The sequence below is a fragment of the Arthrobacter sp. MDT2-34-1 genome, assembly GCF_059091365.1.
In genome coordinates, this window is record NZ_JBNHGO010000001.1 from 1,288,461 (window position 1) to 1,304,676 (window position 16,216).

Here is a 16,216-nt window from a genome sequence, read left to right on the forward strand (position 1 = left end):
GTGCTTCTCAACGCGAACGGACCTGCTTCAGGGCTTCGGCGGTCTGCTTCCAGGTGGACGGAGACAAGATGGACCCGGCCAGCGGGGAATCCGGAGCCTGCTCCTGCCAGCCGGCCGGACGGAACGCCCGGCGGCCCGTGCGAACGGAACGCCGTCCGCCGTCGATCGGATACAGCCCGGCCTGCCGGAGGGGAATGACGTCGCCGTCGTGGTGCGGCTCGTCGAACTCCTGCGCGACGTCACGGTGCTCTTGAAACGTTTGTTCGACGGGCGGCTCGGGCATAGCGGGGGCACGACGGGCCGCGCGGCGAGGGACACCGGCGTCGCCGTCGGAAGGTGCTGCCGGACGGGCGGCGACGGCGGCGTCGACCGACCCCGATGGGGCCGTGACGTCCCCACCGGCCTGGACCTCGCCCGAGGCGCGGCCGGTGGCCAGCTCCAAAAGCCGGGAAAAGCTGTCCGCCGCGGTCTGTGGGGCGCGGTGGGCGGGCTCGGCGGCCTCTTCGACCGGCGCTTCGCGGCTGTCCAGCACGTGCACCGCCTGGTCCGTCACGCCCAGCACGAAGCGCTGGCCGTCGGCGTCGACCACCACGACGGCGGCCTTGGGCCCGATGGTCTGGCGTTCCACCACGCGCACCAGCTTGCGGGCGCCGGTGCGGGCGCCACGGCTGAAGCGGCGCTGCAGCACCCAGAGCAGCCCCAGCACCACGGCCAGCGAGAGCGCTACCCGCACGGCAAGGACGACTGTCTCCATTTAGAGGAGTCCTTCGGGCACGTCGAGGATCTTGGTGATGCGCACGGCGTAGTCCTGGTCGACGACGACGACCTCGCCGTGGGCGATCAGGCGGCCATTGAGCAGCACGTCGGCGGGGGCGCCGGCCGAGCGGTCCAGTTCGATCACGCCGCCCGGTTCCAGGTTCAGCACATCGCGCACGGACATCCGCGTGCGGCCGATTTCCACCGTCAGGGCCATTTCGACGTTGTTGATGCGGCCCAGCTTGGCCAACACCGAGTCGTCGGCGCCGTGGCCGGCCGGGTTCTCGCGCAGCCGGATGGCGAACCAGCCGCCGGCCTCGCCGTCGCCGCCGGTGAGCTTGAAGACGGCGGCTTCCGGATCGGAGAACAGTGCCGCGGCGTTGCCGACGCGTGCCTCCCCCAGCACCCCGGCGCCGAGCACAGAGGTGGCCGCTTCCAGCGCCGGGCGCAGCAGGTCGGCGGCCGAAACAAGCGGGGAATCGGTGCCCGCGGCGGCGGACAGCGCGGCCTGGTCGGCCACCACCAAGGCCACGTCGGCCGAGGTACCGCCGACGAAGGACCCGACGACGGCGGAGGCTACCTGCCCGGGCAGCGGCCCGCCTTCATCCTGGCGCACTGCGTAGAGCGGCGTGTTGGTGGGCAGCAGCCCCAGGAGCGCGTCGGCGGCAGCAGCCTGAAGGGTCTGGGTCTGTGTCATCGGGCGTTCTCCTCGGTTGTAACAATGACTCCGGCCAGGCGGTTGCCGTTGGCGCCAACGGCGGCGTGTGCCAGCCGTTCGCCGTTGACGGCAACATCCAGCGGGCGGTGTTGCGGGTGCGGCAGCGGCAGCAGGTCACCGATGGTTAGGTCCAGGACCTGGCCGGGCCGGACGCGCATGGGGGCGAACTGCAGGGATACGTCCACCGGGATTTGCACCAGCTGGGTCTCCAGCAGTTTTCGCGCGTTGGCCGGGCTGCTCATCGCGAACGAATCACGCAGCTGGGTCAGCAGTACCTCGGCCGGGATGGCGACCGTGGCGGGCGCGGACAGGTCGCCGACACGGATTTCGAAGGTGGCAACGATCATCAGGTCGTTGGTGGCCGCCGCCTGCGCGAACTGCGAGTTGTAATGGATCTGGTCCAGGCTGATGGGCGTGGTGAGCAGGGAACCCAGCGAGTAGCGCAGGTCCTCCAGCGCATCCTCCATCAACCGGCTGACCAGGGCCTGTTCAATCTGCGTGAACTTGCGGTCCGGATAGTCGTGGCTGCCGTTGCCGCCCAGCATATGGTCGACCCACGTCATCGCGGCCTTGGTCGGAAACTGGATCACGGCCTTGCCGGTGATGTCATCGAGGGCGCAGAGAACCATCGCAGTACTGGCCGGCAACGAGGCCGCGTACTCGTCGTAGGTCTGCATCTGGACCTGCTCCGACGTGACCGTGCAGATCACGCGGACCTTGGCAGTCAGCTGGGTGCCCCACTGTCGGGCGAATGTTTCGAAGGCCAACTCCAGCACGCGGGAATGCTCGCGCGCCAGGGTGGTCGGCCGCCGGAAGTCGTAAACTTCGACGGCTCTGGCCGGCTTTTCGGGCGCGCTAGAGTGCGCATGTTCCTGGACCGTCACAGCAGGCACTATCGGCAGCGTGGTTCGGCATGTTAGGAGTTTGGATAATGCGGGTGGGGTGCCCCGCCGCACGTCCAACTCGGCCGTGTCAGAGGCGGGCGCTCAGTGGGAGGACTACCAACGCCGGCCGGCCGGTGCCAGAGGCGGGCGCTCAGTGGTCGGAGGATGCCCCGCCGGGCGCCGGCGCGTAGGTGGCGTCCGGCCCCGGGCCGCCGCTGCGGCCACTACCGGTAACCACGTCGCGCCCGGAGCTTTTACCCGGTTCGCCTGCTACGCGCTCGGCAGGTTTGTCCTCAGGGGCTTCGGTTTCAGCCGACTCGGCCTCCGCCTTTTCCGCAGATTCAGCTTCGGCGGCCTTCTTGGCCAATTCCGCACGTTCCGCGGCGGCCTCTTTAGCGGCACCGGCAGGATCCTTCATGACTTCGGGAATCAGGTTGCGGATGGCCTCCGGCTGGCCGGAGAGCACCACAATGTCCACGCGGCGGTTCATGGCGAGATCTGCATCACTCCCGCTGCGGGTCAGCGGCCTGGATTCGCCGAACCCGACCGCGGAGATGCGGTTCGAAACCACGCCGCTGTCTTCCACCAGATGGCGCAGCACGTTCACGGCACGCTCCGAGGAAAGCTCCCAGTCCAGTGCGTTCGGGTCCAGGTGGCGCACCTGGGCCGTGTGCCCTTCCACCTTCAGCTCGTAGCCGACCGGCCTCAGCACCGGACCCACCACGTTCAGGATCTTGATGGTCTGCCGGGTGAGCACCGGCGAGTCGGGCTCGAAGAAGGTCTCGCTGCCGATCAGGCGAACGGTCAGGCCGCGCTCGTCAAGCTGGAAGCGGACAGCTTTTTCAAGGCCTTCTTCCTGCAGCCCCTTGGTGATCTTTGCCTGGATGTTGCGCAGGTCGTTGACTTCCTTGATGGCCACGTCGAGATCGGTTTTCAGTTCACCCTCGGTGTCCTCTTCGGCGTCGCCACTGGTAAACCCCTGGCCCTCCTCGTCAATGAGTTCAGACGGGACCACTACCCCTTCGGCCGTGTCGACCGCCTGCGTGCGTTCCACGCCGAAACCCGTGGCCAACGAGTTGGCCAGCTTCTCGAACTTTGCCGCATCCACCGTGGACATGGCGAAGAGCACGATGAACATACACATCAGCACGGTGACCATGTCCATGTAGGAGGCCATCCACCGCTCGTCCGGGTGCTCGTCCTCTTCCGCGCCGAGAGGCCGGCGCGGGCGCCGCGACTTCATGCTGCCTTGACCGCAGGCTTGTCGTCGGACTTCCCGGATTTGCCTTCCTTGGCCGGCTTCCCCGCGCCCATCTCATGCTCCGGAACCATGGCACGCAGGCGTTCGCCCAACAGCCGCGGCTGGCTGCCGGCCTGGACGGCCAGCATGCCTTCCATCAGCAGGGTCATGCGCTCGGTTTCCAGGTCGGCCAAGCGCCTCAGCTTGCCGCCGATCGGCAGCCAGATGAAGTTGGCGGAGAGCAATCCCCACAGCGTGGCGACGAACGCCGTCGCAATCATCGGTCCGAGGGTGTCCGGGGTGGAGAGGTTTTCCAGCACGTGCGTCAGCGATACGACGGTGCCGATGATGCCGATGGTCGGGGCGTAGCCGCCCATGCCCATGAAAAACTTGGAGGATTGGCGATCGGCGCGCGCCTTCGTGCTGATCTCGTCTTCGAGAAGGATCCGCAGTTCCTCGCCGTCGGTGCCGTCGGCGATGTTCTGCAGCGCCCGCTGCATGAACGGGTCCTTTTCCTCGGTCGCTTCTGCGTCCAGTGCCAGCAGGCCCTCGCTGCGCGCCTTTTCGGCCAGCTCGACGACTCGGTCAATGACCGTCTGGGGCTTCGCCACCTTGCCGGTGAAAGCCCGGGGCAACGCTTTGAAGGCGTGCAGGCCGTCCCTGAGGGTGGTGCTGGCCAAGCCCACGGCGATAGTTGCTCCGAAGACCAGGATCATGGGAGCCGGGATGAGGAGCGCCGAGACGTGGGCGCCCTCGAGGGTGATCATGGCATAGAGCGAGCCGAAGGCCAGCAGGAGGCCAATAAGTGTTGCGGGATCCATTTACGTATTCCTAGGGCGCAGCGGCACAGTGTTGCCGGGGTCCGCGGAGTCGTCTCCGGGGGCCGGGGCGGCTGGCGGCACGAGGCCGAGCTGGGGGTGACCGTGCTGGTGGACTGAAGGCGGCAGCTCACGGGCCAGGTGCAGCACGTAGGCGCGGTAGCTGGCGATCATCTCGATGACCTGGCTCATCGTCTCGGTGACGATGTACTTGGCGCCGTCAACCATCACCAAAGTGGTGTCCGGGTTGGAATGGACGCGCTCAATCAGGTCAGGGTTGACCGCAAACTGGCTGTCATTCAGCCGCGTTACTACGATCATTGGCCCCGTCCCAGGTCTCTCGAGGGCTCCGGTGAGCCGCTACCTACTACCTTCGGCCGCGCGCGCCCCGCGGTTAGCTGCCCAGCCCACTTGTCGCGCGCGTCACGCGGAGAGTGGCTGGACTTGATCCTGATTCCGGGTCTTGCCACAGCAAGACATTCACTCAGCGACCCTAAAGAAGGCCTCAGCTGCTGTCTGGGTGGTGATTCATCCCGTAGCTCCCGTAGCAAGACTGGACAGCGGGCATCGCGGGAGACCTGCCTCATCATCCAGTGGCTTGGAGTGGTTGGGGTGGGACGTGGGTGTGCCAGTAGGTGTTGCGCAGCGGTTTGCGGCGCGGGTCGATGTAGTCCGGCGGGGTGAACCAGGGGATGCCGTCGACGACGTTGATCTCCCAGTTGCCTTGCTCGATCAGGTCGTGGTGGAGCAGGCAGAGGCACACCCCGTTAGTGGCGTCTTGCTAGTCTGACCCCATGAAACTACCCCGTTCCGCCGCGATCTACGCCCGCATCTCCTCGGACCAGTCAGGGGAGGCTTTGGGTGTCACGCGCCAGCTGGAGGACTGCCGCAAGCTCGCCGCGGACCACGGTTGGACGGTCGGGGATGAGTACGTCGACAACGACATCAGCGCCTACAAGGGGAAACCCAGGCCCCAGTACCAGCGGATGCTCGCTGACCTTGCCGAGGGGTACCGGGATGCCGTGATTGTTTACAACATGGACCGGCTGACCCGGCAGCCGATGGAGTTGGAGCAGTTCACCCGGTTGTGTGAGCAGGCCGGGGTGACACAGGTGAAGTCGGTAACCGCTGACATTGACCTTGGTAACGATGACGGCCTGTTCATGGCCCGCATCCTGGCGGCCATTGCGTCCAAGGAGTCCGGGCGGAAGTCCCAGCGCCTCCAGCGCAAGGCCCGCCAGCTGGCGGAGCAGGGATTACCTAACGGCGGCCACCATCGGCCCTTCGGGTACGAGCAGGACCGCATGACGGTGAACGATGCCGAGGCTGAAATCCTGCGTCAGGCTGTGGCCCGGTTCCTGGCTGGGGAATCTTCACGCTCAATTTGTTCTTGGCTCAATGAGGAAGGAGTGCAGACCACCGCTGGCGGCTTATGGCAGACCATGACGCTAAACGCGCTCCTGAAGTCGGCACGGATCGCCGGGCTGCGCGAGCACAAAGGCGTCGTGGTTGCGGACGCTCAATGGGCAGGAATCATCACCCCGGAACAGCGGCAGCAGATCCTCGCCCGCTTCGAAACCAAGAAACGCACGAACACCCGAGCGCCGCGCCGCTACGTGCTGTCGGGCCTGTTGCGCTGCGGAAAATGCGGAAACAAGCTGTTCTCCGCCGCCCGCTTAGAATCCCGCCGCTACGTGTGCGTGTCAGGTCCGGACCACGGAGGCTGCGGAGGCATCACGATCGTGGCTCCGCCACTGGAAGAGTTTCTTGCCGCTGCCGTACTTATGCGCCTTGACACACCGGAGATGTCTGATGCTCTGACGGGGCGTCGGGCAGCGGACGAGCTGCAAAGCAAGCTGCTGACAGAGTTGGAGGCAGACCGGAGCCAGATGAAAGAACTCTCGGAACTGTGGGCGGCCAAGGAAATTTCATCCGCGGAGTGGAAGGCTGCGCGCGGGCCCATCGAGACTCGGATCAAGGCCACCGAGCGTCAGCTGGCGATGGCGTCGAACTCGACCGCTCTGGACGGCTTGATCGGCACCGGAGGGCGCATAAAGGAGACATGGGAGACGCTGAACCTCGACCGGCAGGCCGCGATCATCAAGGCCGTTCTGGACTACGCGACCATTCTGCCGGGGACGCCGGGAGCGCGGGCGCTGGACCCGGCACGAATTCAGCCCGTTTGGCAACTATGACGCCGCGGCGGTACTCCGGCCGCTGCCGCGTCCGTCCGTTCCGGGCGCGCCGCCGCCCATGAGCACGCCAATCCGGGCGAGAACACCGGGATCGGTCACACGGACCGGAACCCCTTGGGCGGCGCAACTGGCCTCCAGCCACGCACCAAGCACACACTGATCCAGCATCATGCACCCCACTGCGCCCAAATTGCAGGAGCACCGGCCCAGTCCTCCACAGAGGCCGACGACCACTGGGTCACCGGAGGCCCGTTCAGATAGTCCGAGGCCTGCTCCAGAACATCGCTGGGAGAGTGGCCGCTGAGAGATAGTTTGACCGGCTGAAAGCCCTGGGCCACGTCGTAGCGGTGAAGTCCGAACACCTGCAACCCCGGTTCCGTGAAGCTCTTCGAGACGTACTTCGACAGATACCCGGCTGCCTTGCGCGCCTCGGTTAGCGCCCCCGACCCGACCGGCAAGTCGCCCAGCAGCTTGATGTGGACATGCCCGCGGCCCCAGGCCTCTTTGATCAGACGGCGGTGAATGTACCTACCGACCGCGAAATGCGCGTGCAGCCCGTGGTCGGTCTTATGCCACTCAGGAACCCACGCGTAAGGCAAGGGAGAGCCACCAAGCCCCGACCTAAGGTCGCGGAAAAAAGCGCCTAGGTGAGACCGCAGTTCCTGGGAGTCATGACAGCCGGTCCCGGCGTAAGTCAGCGTCCCCAGACGGTTGAGCCGATTCGCTGCGCAGTAACGGCGCAGTTTGGACCCAGCGCGCCGAGCGGCTTCGGCAGCAGCGCGCTCCGGATCTGCGGCTGAGCCTTTGGCGACGAACGCACGGTTGGGCTTGTTCGAGGAGCGGAAACAGCCGCCGCCCTCGCCTGCGTCCGGGTAGAGCGAGAAGAACCATCCGGCAGCGGTGAGCCGGCCATGTGAAGAGCCGACAGCAGAAGTAGACATTGGGACCCCAGGAGAACGAAACCGACAAGGAATCGCTGAAGTCCGCCAAAAAGCAGAAGAAGAAAGATTCGGCTAAGACAGGGGCTTCAGCATCCGGTCTCGCTCCGGATGGGCCCTCTCTGTTTTAACCGTGAGCATTATCGGGAACGCGGGCCTACCACGTCGCTCGGCCCTCAGGACGGCCACCCTGCATATTAAGTATCTATCCGGCCCTGAGTTGGTTCTGCCGGTTACTGCTAGCGCCTATCCTGCCACACGAATTACACGGCTGTCACTAGCTGCCGCGTAACCGTTCGTCCTCGGACGCAGAGCGTCCTGCGGGCGCTGCGTTACTTGCCACGTCCATTGTGGCTGGCTTGGGTGCGTTTGTTCACTTGCTTCCGAGTTATGTTGCTATTTCAAGTAAAGCTGCGGCTTCGCCGCACCTCGCCTTACCCAGCGGACAAGGCTCCGTACACAATGCTTGCCGCCAACGACATCACCCATCCAACTAACACACCGACGGCTACCTGCGATCTGGACTTCTTGTTGGGAAGAACTAATTCGAAGGCCGGTATCAGCCACCGGATACCAAACCATTGTGCGTAGAAAACTGCGGGCATAAGCACGCTCAGCCACCACGTAGCTTCCACAGACTCAGGCCGTATCACTTGCATCAGCGAGTAGATAAAACCGAGCGTAGTCGCTGCTAGAAGAGGAATTAAAAACCCTGGGCTTCGCATCCACCAATTTGCCGGTCGTTGTTGGCGGAAAATCTCCTTGAGCCGGTTGATTGCACCATTTACGAACATTTCATCGCCGACCACGACAGCTTCCGCGCCGCCCCGATTCATAGAGATTTTGATACCGTCTCCCGTTGAGTCGAAGACACGCCCGTACTCCATCTCCACTTCGCGAACTTGCCTGACATTGAGCCTATCGAGGACGGCATTAGGTTCTCCGGTGTCCTTCGTGTTGAACTCTTTGTACATAACCGTCATTGCGGGAACCATAGCCTTCAAGGCCAATTGATCACTGATCTTGACGTAATCAATATTGGTTTTCTTCAACAGGTGCCCAAGGTATTCCTTCGTATGGGGTTTAAGGTCTTCTTTAAAAAACTCAGCAGCCTCCTCCATCCGCTCTTCGAATTCCCGCACTTCAGAGGCGCGGCTTTGGGCTTGTTCGGTGACAACCTTCGCCAGAGCGTCTTGCTGGAGGGAGATAAACAGGGCGACCAATCTTGCCAGGTCGTCAGGACTCCCATGCCACGGCGAGGATTGAATTGACCCCTTTGAACGCCTTGCTGATGATGTGCTCACGTAGCCCGTGCCTTCCGCAATCCGATGATCTCCGACCACTATTGTGCCTCAGGCATCTATTTGTAGTTAACCGTTTAGTAGGACGTGCTGCGTATCGAACACCCCGACCTCCTCGCTTCCGCTGTAGGTGCATGGCCCGCCCGTCCTGCACCCCGTATAACCTCGGTCCATTTGACGAGCCATCCGGGCTTCACGACCTTACTGCGTCGGGTGACACAAGTCGGGAAGGCTACCTTGCTGCGACTGCGCACAAGGGGTCATATTTACAAGTTGTCCCGTTGTTGACGTCGGTGCGGCCGCCGGCCCACCACGGGATGATGTGGTGGGCTTCGGTCCAGAACGCGGGCATGCTGCACCCGGGGAAGGCGCAGCCCTTGTCCCGGGCGACCAGGGCCCGGCGGATGGCGCGGTTGAAGAACCGTTGGGACCGGCCCAGGTCCAGGATTTCGCCCTCGGATCCCAGGACGGCCGGAATGATTTCGGCGTCGCAGGCCATCCGGCGGACCGTGGTGGCCGAGACCGGGCCGTTGAAGACCGCGCTACCGCCGCCGGAGAGCAGTCCGGCCAGCTGGTCGTATCCGGTGGTGACGATCACCTGGGTGCGGTGCCCGCCCGAGTCCGGAAGCCTGCCGGTGTTCAGCGCGATCCGGCACGCCCCGACCAGTCCCGCGAGCAGCTTCTGCGCCCGGGTGGCGCCATCCATCGCCTCCACCACGGCCGGATCCACGCCGGCGAAATCATCCCTGCCGGGGCGACCGGCTCCGGCAGCCGCGCTGCCCTCCGCAGCGGCCCCGTCCGTCCCACCCGCATCAACGGCACCGACTCCGCCCCTGCCCGCTTCCGTGGTACCGGTGCCGGTTCCAGTTCCAGTTCCAGTTCCAGTTCCAGTTCCAGTTCCAGTTCCAGTTCCAGTTCCAGTTCCATCATGGTTACCGCCGCCGTTGGCCGTGCCGGCGACCGTGGTTCCGCCACCTTCGGTGCGGGACTCCCCAGAACCGGCCGGTCCCGCGTCGGACGGGCTGTTGGCGGCAGGGTGGGTGGCGGCAGGGGCTGTGGCGGCGGTTTCGATGGCGTCGGGGCGGATCCTTGGGTTCGCGGCGCTGTTCATCACGGTGGCGAGGGCTTCGTACTGGGCGTCGGTGGTGTTGATGACGAACTGGTGCAGCCCGCGGCGCCGGCCGCGGTAGAACATGCCCTGCCGGGCCCGCAGTTCCTCCTGGGACGGTTCGGCACCGTCCTGGTCGACCGCCGTTTCCCACGTCCTGGCCACCATCACCAGGGTGTCCGCGTCGGCGTCCGCGGCCTGCCGGACCAGTGACGCTTCCATCGCCTGCAACGCCTGCGGGCTACCGGCGTGGCGGGCCCGGTCCAGGGAATCGACCACCAGGGCCGCGGCCTGGCCGCTGACCTGCCCGCCGGCCATGGCCTCGGCCAAGACCGGCAGCGCCGGCGCACCCGGTTCCCCGTCCAGCCGGACCGGCGCGGTGATCGCCTTGCCGACCCGTAGCCGGCGCCGCGCCTCGACAATCCCGATTCCCAGCCGGGAGCGCAGATACTCCGCCGTGTTGGCGAACTCCGTCTTGCGGCGGCGCCGCACCTGCTGCGCCCCGGACTCCTCCGGGGCCGCGGTGGTCGCGCTCCCGGTGCTGATCGCCGCGGCCGGGTCCGCCCACTCCCCCGCCCCCGCGATGCCCGACGCGGCGGCACCGGGCTCCGCGGTGTTTTCCCCGATGGCGGCGATATCCGCCCGCTCCACTCCGGCGTCTGCGCCGGCGGCGGCGCTGGCTCCGAGTCCTGCCGCCGCGTGTTCCCCGTTGGCGGCGATGTCCGCCCGCTCCACCGCGTGGGCGCCGACCGCCTGCAGGAACTCCACGAGCTTCGACACGCCCTCGACCGCCGCCACCGTGTTGGCCAGGTCCCGGGTGCACAGGGACGACAACTCAACGGGGAAGCGGTCGGCGACATCCTGCAGCAGGACACACGCCTGGCCCAGGGGTGCTTCCATCTCCCCGGTGCGGTCCAACGGTGCAAGAGCCATACCACAATTTTATTCGTACACACATTCGATAGCCATCAAAAGGGCCCAGTGTGTAGGAGTAGTGCCACGCAACTGAAGCAACTGGTGAACAGAGGTTTGATTTCGCGGCAAAGAAATAGCGGCCGCCTGCGAACGGTGCAGGCGGCCGTGCAGCTGCCCGCGAACCGTCGCGCAGCTGCACTTCGGTGGTAATCATTTCGCAGCTCCGGGAAGGCGGACCGCAACCGGTGGGTCATCCCTGTGACCGTCGGATTGCTCACGTGTGAAGGTTACCGGGACCGGGCGCGGCTTTCGGCAGCGCGGCGGAATCCGGTAAGGGCGGTACGTGGTCTTAGGGGTGACGAAGAAATGGTCTGCAATCTCTCTTGCTTGAAGAGGTAGGGGTTTGGGCAACGGCGATGCACGTCTGAAGCGTCACCTTCGTTGAACATTCATTACGTATCCCCAAACTGCAGTCGCGAGCAATACAACAGCGCACAGAAGGATAGCTGCTTTAGGAACTGCTTGACTCGAATCCAAAACGAGCGCGGCGAATAGCGCCGCCAACAGTGCAAAGATCGCCATGGACATATATACAGCGATATGCTGCCTCTTACGCATGCCCTGCCTCGATTCGCTTGGGCTGACTGCACTTGAACAAGAGTCCGCAGCTCCTATGCTCGGTGCCCGCGGAGACCACGGCCCCAACCACTAGCGGAGCCGCAGCAGCCCCCACTACAGTCCGCCCACGGTGAGCACCGGCGAGAGGACGGGCGGGATGTCCAGCGGGGCACGCCGAGCTCCTGCTCGACGACGATCGGGTCCCACCCGCCGCCGTATTAGATGCGTGTACTAGACATGAACCTGCCTCCCCGGTATTGGAACGAGTGTAATGCAGGTCACACAAATAGGAGATAGCCTCGGTCCGAACGTATCGGACCGGGGCTATTTTCCTATGTCTGCTAGGAAACAGGGTAAAAGTTCCGAAATTTTAGCGCTTCAGGTTAGTCAGTTCCTGCAGCACCTCGTCGGAGGTGGTGATGATGCGGGCGTTGGCCTGGAAGCCGCGCTGCGCGACGATCAGGTTGGTGAATTCCTGCGACAGGTCAACGTTCGACATTTCCAGCGAGCCGCCGGAGAGTGTACCGAGGCCACCGGTGCCGGCGGTTCCAAGTTCCACCTGGCCGGAGTTGGCCGTGACGCGGTACGACGAAGAGCCAGCCTTTTCAAGGCCTGCCGGGTTGGTGAAGTTGGCCAGTGCAACGCGGCCGACGACAGCCTGGTCCCCGTTACTAAAGGATCCCATGAGTGTGCCATCCGGGCTCATGGTGAAGGATTCAAGGGTTCCGGCCGCACGACCGTTCTGACTGTCGAATCCAACGGTAGTCATGCCTGCGTAACCGCTGAGACTCGTCAGATTAACGTTGATGCCGTCAACCGCCATGGGGCCGCTAGGCGTCAGGACGCCGTTCCCGTTGAGCGCAAGCGATGCACCGACAGTCCCGCTGCCGGTCTTGGAGACATCCCAGCCGTCTGGTGTCCGAGTGAACGTCAGGGAGAGGCTGGCCTTGGTGCCGTCCGCCTTAAAGACCTCAACATCGCGGACGAGGGCATCTGCTTGCTTCGCGTCAGACGGAAGGTTCCCTGCGAGCACTGCCTCGGAAGTGGCACGGGCCTTGGAAATGGCGTCGGGGGAAAGATCGATTGCGCCAATGGGGCCGCCAACGGGCATGTTTCCGTCGGCATCTGCCATCCAGCCCTGCAGGATTGCACCGTCCGGGGAGACGAGGCGCCCCATGGAATCGAGTTCGAAGGCGCCGGCGCGGGTGTAGAGCTGCTCGCCGCCCTTGGTGGTGACGAAGAATCCGTCGCCGGAGATCATCATGTCGGTGGCCTTGCCCGTGGCCTGCGAGGAGCCCTGGGTGAAGTTGGTGGAGATGCCGGCCACCTGCACGCCGAGGCCCACCTGTGCGGGATTGGTGCCGCCGGCCTGGGCCTGCGGGCCGCCTGCGCCCTGCGTCATCTGGGACAGGGTGTCCTGGAACTGGACGGAGGAGGCCTTGAAGCCGGTGGTGTTGACGTTGGCGATGTTGTTGCCGGTGACATCAAGCATGGTCTGGTGGGAGCGGAGTCCGGAGATTCCGGAGTAGAGCGAGCGGAGCATGATCAGCGCCTTTCGGAGGGTGGAACGGACGGGTAATTCAGTGATTGGGAAAATTTGGTGGCGGCATAAGCCGGCTTAGGGGGAAACATCTCAGGCGGCGGCACCCCCGGTGGTACCGGCGGCGCTGGCCACGGAGTCGGTGCCCGGCGCATCGGTGCCGCTGGCACCCGAGGCAGCACCGGCGTCGTTGGCACCCAAGCCGGAGGCGCCGGCGTCGTTGGTGGCTTCACCAGTACCCGACTCCCCCGGGGCGCCGGCCGCGGTGATCCCGGCGACCAGATCCAGCGGGATTTCCCGGCCGTCAACGATCACCTGCGGGACCGGCCCGGCATAGGACACCGAAGTGGCGGTTCCCGTGACGAGCGAACCGTCCGCGCCGTAGTAGCTGACCTCGCGGCCCACCAGCGACGCGGCTACGCCACGCATCTGCAGGGAGAAGTTCTCCTCGCTGGTGGTGGTCATGGTCGCGATGCTTTCCATCATGGCCAGCTGCGTGGACTGCGAGATCATCTGGTTGGTGTCCATCGGCGAGCTGGGGTCCTGGTTCTGCAGCTGGGTGACCAGCAGGTGCATGAACATCTCGCCGTCCATGGACTGCTTCGGTGCGCGCACGGGCGGGGCGGTATACGTCGGGGCGACTGTGCCAACGGGCGCGACTGAGTCGGTGGGCATGGTTCTCCTTGTCTCAGGCCAGCACGTCGAGGCTGGTCGATATCCCGTAGGGGCGTCTCAGGGCGGATGGGTCGGTGGTGTCCGGGGCCGGGTCGGCGGCGGTTCGGGTGGCCGCGCCGGGGCGGCCTTCCTGCCCCTGGGGGCCGCCGGAGGGCCGGCCGTCGGGGCCGAACTGCATGCCGGGGCGCGCATCGTTCGGGCGGTTCTGGTTGGACAGGTCAAGGTTGGCGTTCAGGCCGGTGGCCGCAAGATCGCGCTTCAGGTCGGCCATGACGGCGCGCAAGGCGTCGCGGCCCGCGTCATTCGGCGCGAAGAGCTCCACGCGGACGCCCTCCCCCGTCACGTGGGCTCGGACGGTAACCGGGCCCAGGTTGTCAGGGGTGACGCTGATGGTCATCACGTGCTCGCCGGGCTTGGCCTGCGCGAGGGTGAAGAGCGGGCGGGCCACCTGCGCGGTGAACGGCAGCTGCTGGTGCGGCGGGACGGGAGCGGGCGCCGTGGCGGGAGCGGCAGCCGCCGGCTGGGACACCGGGACCGGCTGCGCGGCGACCGGCACCTGGAGGCCCGGCTGCAGCTGTTCGCTCTCGCCGCGCACAGCTGCGGCCGCGGCTGTGGCGGTCGCTGCCGTTGCGGCCACACCAGTCGCGGCTCCGCCGTGAGCCGGAGTGCCCGGGGCGGGTTGTCCGGGAAGCACGACGCCGGTGGTCTGCTGCGTAGGAATGGTCGCCTGGGCTGCGGGCTGGGTGGGAGCCGGTTGCGCGACAGGGTCGGCGGGCTGGCTCCGGGCTGCGTCGCCTGTCCCGGCCACCGGCTCCACGCCGGTTCCGGCCGCGGGGGTTGTCGCGGCGGCTGTCGCTGCTCCAGCGGCCGGCCCGGGTGCACCGGTGTCTGTTGCGGCAGCACGTGCCAAGGTGACAGCCGGACTTCCTGCGCCTTGCCCGGCGACGCCCTCGCCGTCAACATGGCCAGCGGCGGACGGGGCACCAGCCAGGGTTGCTGCTGCTGCGGCGTGGGAAGCAGCGTGGCTAACCGGGCTGGCGACAACGGATGCTCCGGCGCCGCCTGCGGTGCCGTGGGCAGAGACAGGCCAGCGACCGGTACCGATAAATGCACCGGCTGCACCCGCTACACCGAGGCCATTGGAAGCGCCCCCGCCGGCCGACTGCTCACGTCCAGCGGCAGCATCGGCTGGCACCGCGGGCTGAGCCGCGTCGCCACCCTCTTCGCTGACCTGCGTGACCGCGATCGTCGTTTCGCCGGCGGTGAGGCCTTGCCCGGCAAGGAGCGGCCAGGGCACTGGATCAGTGGCTGCGGTACTGCGGGCCGGACCTGTGACAGAACCGGTGGTGCCGGCGCCTGGCTGCGATGCAGCACCGCGACCGGCTTCGGCCCGGGCAGTTCCGGACTCGGCGGCACCCGCGGCACCGGCGGCAGCCTCGGCACCGCCCCCGGCGGAGGCACCGCCGTCGTGCTTGGAACGCTTGGCGGAAGCAGCGGAACCGTGCCTCAGCGCATCCTGCATGGCGGCGTCGAAGCCGGGAGACGAGGAGCGCGCGGCAGCCGGCGCGCCGGCACGGGCGGAGGACGCCGGGGCGACGGGCAGGGAGTTCACGGGCAGGCTCATGCGGTTCGTCCCCTCGCCATGGCCGCCTGCGCGGCGGCCAGCAGGTCGGTCAGCTGTCCGGCGCCGCCGGAGCCCTGACCGCCGTTGATCGAGGCCAGTCCAGTGTTTCCGGTCTGGCCGGAGAGCATGGCGGTGATCGCGCCGGCCGTGCCGTTCTGCCCGGTGAGCATGGAGCTCAGCCCAGTGGACGTAGAGAGCTGGGCTGCGCCGATCAGTTCGGTCAGCGCGCTCTGCTGGTCCGCGCTCAATCCGGCGGCGCCGGCAGCCACGCCGGAACCGGCGCCTGCTGCCTGGACCGAGGACTCCTCGGGCAGGATGCGGCGGATGGTGGTGAGGTTGGAGTCGTTCTCCCAGGCGTCCCGGACCTTAATCGTGTCGCCGGGTTGCGGGGCGTCGATGGCCTTGCCGTTGCCCAGGTAGATGGACACGTGGCCGCCGTCAAAACTGAAGAGCAGGTCGCCGGGCTTGGCGTCGGCCATGGAAGCCACCGGCGTGCCTTCCTTCATCTGGTCCCAGGTGACGCGCGGCAGGTCGATGCCAATGTCGCGGAAAGCATGCTGCACGAAGGACGAGCAGTCGAGGCCGACGGACGCGTCGTTGCCGCCCCAGACGTAGGGCAGGCCCACGTACTTCTCCGTGGCCTTAATCAGCTCGGCGGCGGTCCCGGTCGCGGCACCGGTCCCGTTCGCGGCGCCGGGCCCGGAAGCGGCGCCTGCGGGGGCCTGGGCTGCTGCCGTCAGCGCGTCGGCAAACGCGCTTGCCGTGGCGCCGCCGGTGCTGCCGGCCGCGGTGGCCCTGGCCGCGGCTTCCGCGGCGGGGGCGGGCTGGGCGAGCTGGGTCAGTGTGGACTGGATCTGCTGGATCCGCCCGAGGGTGTCGGTCATGC

Annotated in this window: 15 protein-coding genes; 1 reads left to right on the plus strand and 14 read right to left on the minus strand. The window is 66.2% G+C overall.

What is annotated here, in order from left to right:
* Positions 1-7 precede the first annotated feature (7 nt).
* The 7 genes from AC5RVV_RS05860 to AC5RVV_RS05890 all read right to left on the minus strand — a co-directional run bounded on the left by AC5RVV_RS05860 (position 8) and on the right by AC5RVV_RS05890 (position 5,179).
* Positions 8-754 carry a FliO/MopB family protein gene (locus tag AC5RVV_RS05860; protein WP_494000439.1) on the minus strand — a complete coding sequence of 249 codons (747 nt, stop codon included), beginning with the start codon at positions 752-754 and terminating at the stop codon, positions 8-10.
* Entirely contained in the window at positions 755-1,453 is a 699-nt protein-coding gene (gene fliN, locus AC5RVV_RS05865) for a flagellar motor switch protein FliN (RefSeq protein WP_493979153.1), read from the minus strand.
* On the minus strand, positions 1,450-2,367 hold the full coding sequence (locus AC5RVV_RS05870; RefSeq protein WP_494000440.1) for a flagellar motor switch protein FliM: 918 nt from the start codon (positions 2,365-2,367) through the stop codon (positions 1,450-1,452). Before AC5RVV_RS05870 ends, fliN begins: the two co-directional genes overlap by 4 nt.
* A gap of 142 nt (positions 2,368-2,509) precedes the next feature.
* The gene (locus tag AC5RVV_RS05875) at positions 2,510-3,601 is read right to left on the minus strand and encodes an OmpA/MotB family protein (protein WP_494000441.1); all 1,092 of its coding nucleotides are present in this window, start codon (positions 3,599-3,601) and stop codon (positions 2,510-2,512) included.
* A complete protein-coding gene (locus AC5RVV_RS05880; RefSeq protein WP_494000442.1) occupies positions 3,598-4,419 on the minus strand; it encodes a motility protein A in 822 nt (273 codons plus the stop codon). The genes AC5RVV_RS05875 and AC5RVV_RS05880 overlap by 4 nt, the downstream gene beginning before the upstream one ends.
* Positions 4,420-4,737 (minus strand): flagellar FlbD family protein, encoded by a 318-nt coding sequence (locus tag AC5RVV_RS05885; RefSeq protein WP_494000443.1) that lies wholly within the window; start codon positions 4,735-4,737, stop codon positions 4,420-4,422.
* A gap of 265 nt (positions 4,738-5,002) precedes the next feature.
* Positions 5,003-5,179, minus strand: coding sequence for a hypothetical protein (locus AC5RVV_RS05890; RefSeq protein WP_494000444.1), 177 nt, complete (start codon positions 5,177-5,179; stop codon positions 5,003-5,005).
* A 31-nt stretch (positions 5,180-5,210) separates the two neighbouring features.
* Between AC5RVV_RS05890 and AC5RVV_RS05895 the strand changes: the two genes are divergently transcribed.
* Positions 5,211-6,611 (plus strand): recombinase family protein, encoded by a 1,401-nt coding sequence (locus AC5RVV_RS05895; RefSeq protein WP_494000445.1) that lies wholly within the window; start codon positions 5,211-5,213, stop codon positions 6,609-6,611.
* Between the two features lie 167 nt (positions 6,612-6,778).
* Here the strand turns inward: AC5RVV_RS05895 and AC5RVV_RS05900 are convergent, their stop codons facing one another.
* The 7 genes from AC5RVV_RS05900 to AC5RVV_RS05930 form a co-directional block, all read right to left on the minus strand.
* Entirely contained in the window at positions 6,779-7,552 is a 774-nt protein-coding gene (locus AC5RVV_RS05900; RefSeq protein ID WP_494000446.1) for a rolling circle replication-associated protein, read from the minus strand.
* A 431-nt stretch (positions 7,553-7,983) separates the two neighbouring features.
* Positions 7,984-8,853, minus strand: coding sequence for a hypothetical protein (locus AC5RVV_RS05905; protein WP_494000447.1), 870 nt, complete (start codon positions 8,851-8,853; stop codon positions 7,984-7,986).
* Positions 8,854-9,082: 229 nt separating this feature from the next.
* Positions 9,083-10,891 carry an HNH endonuclease signature motif containing protein gene (locus AC5RVV_RS05910; protein ID WP_494000448.1) on the minus strand — a complete coding sequence of 603 codons (1,809 nt, stop codon included), beginning with the start codon at positions 10,889-10,891 and terminating at the stop codon, positions 9,083-9,085.
* A gap of 970 nt (positions 10,892-11,861) precedes the next feature.
* Positions 11,862-13,034 carry a flagellar hook protein FlgE gene (locus AC5RVV_RS05915; RefSeq protein ID WP_494000449.1) on the minus strand — a complete coding sequence of 391 codons (1,173 nt, stop codon included), beginning with the start codon at positions 13,032-13,034 and terminating at the stop codon, positions 11,862-11,864.
* Positions 13,035-13,124: 90 nt separating this feature from the next.
* Complete coding sequence (locus AC5RVV_RS05920; RefSeq protein WP_494000450.1) at positions 13,125-13,706, minus strand: flagellar hook assembly protein FlgD; 582 nt, start codon at positions 13,704-13,706, stop codon at positions 13,125-13,127.
* A 13-nt stretch (positions 13,707-13,719) separates the two neighbouring features.
* Complete coding sequence (locus AC5RVV_RS05925; protein ID WP_494000451.1) at positions 13,720-15,330, minus strand: flagellar hook-length control protein FliK; 1,611 nt, start codon at positions 15,328-15,330, stop codon at positions 13,720-13,722.
* Positions 15,327-16,214: a C40 family peptidase gene (locus tag AC5RVV_RS05930; protein WP_494000452.1), complete on the minus strand. Its 888-nt coding sequence runs from the start codon at positions 16,212-16,214 to the stop codon at positions 15,327-15,329. Before AC5RVV_RS05930 ends, AC5RVV_RS05925 begins: the two co-directional genes overlap by 4 nt.
* Positions 16,215-16,216: the final 2 nt, after the last annotated feature.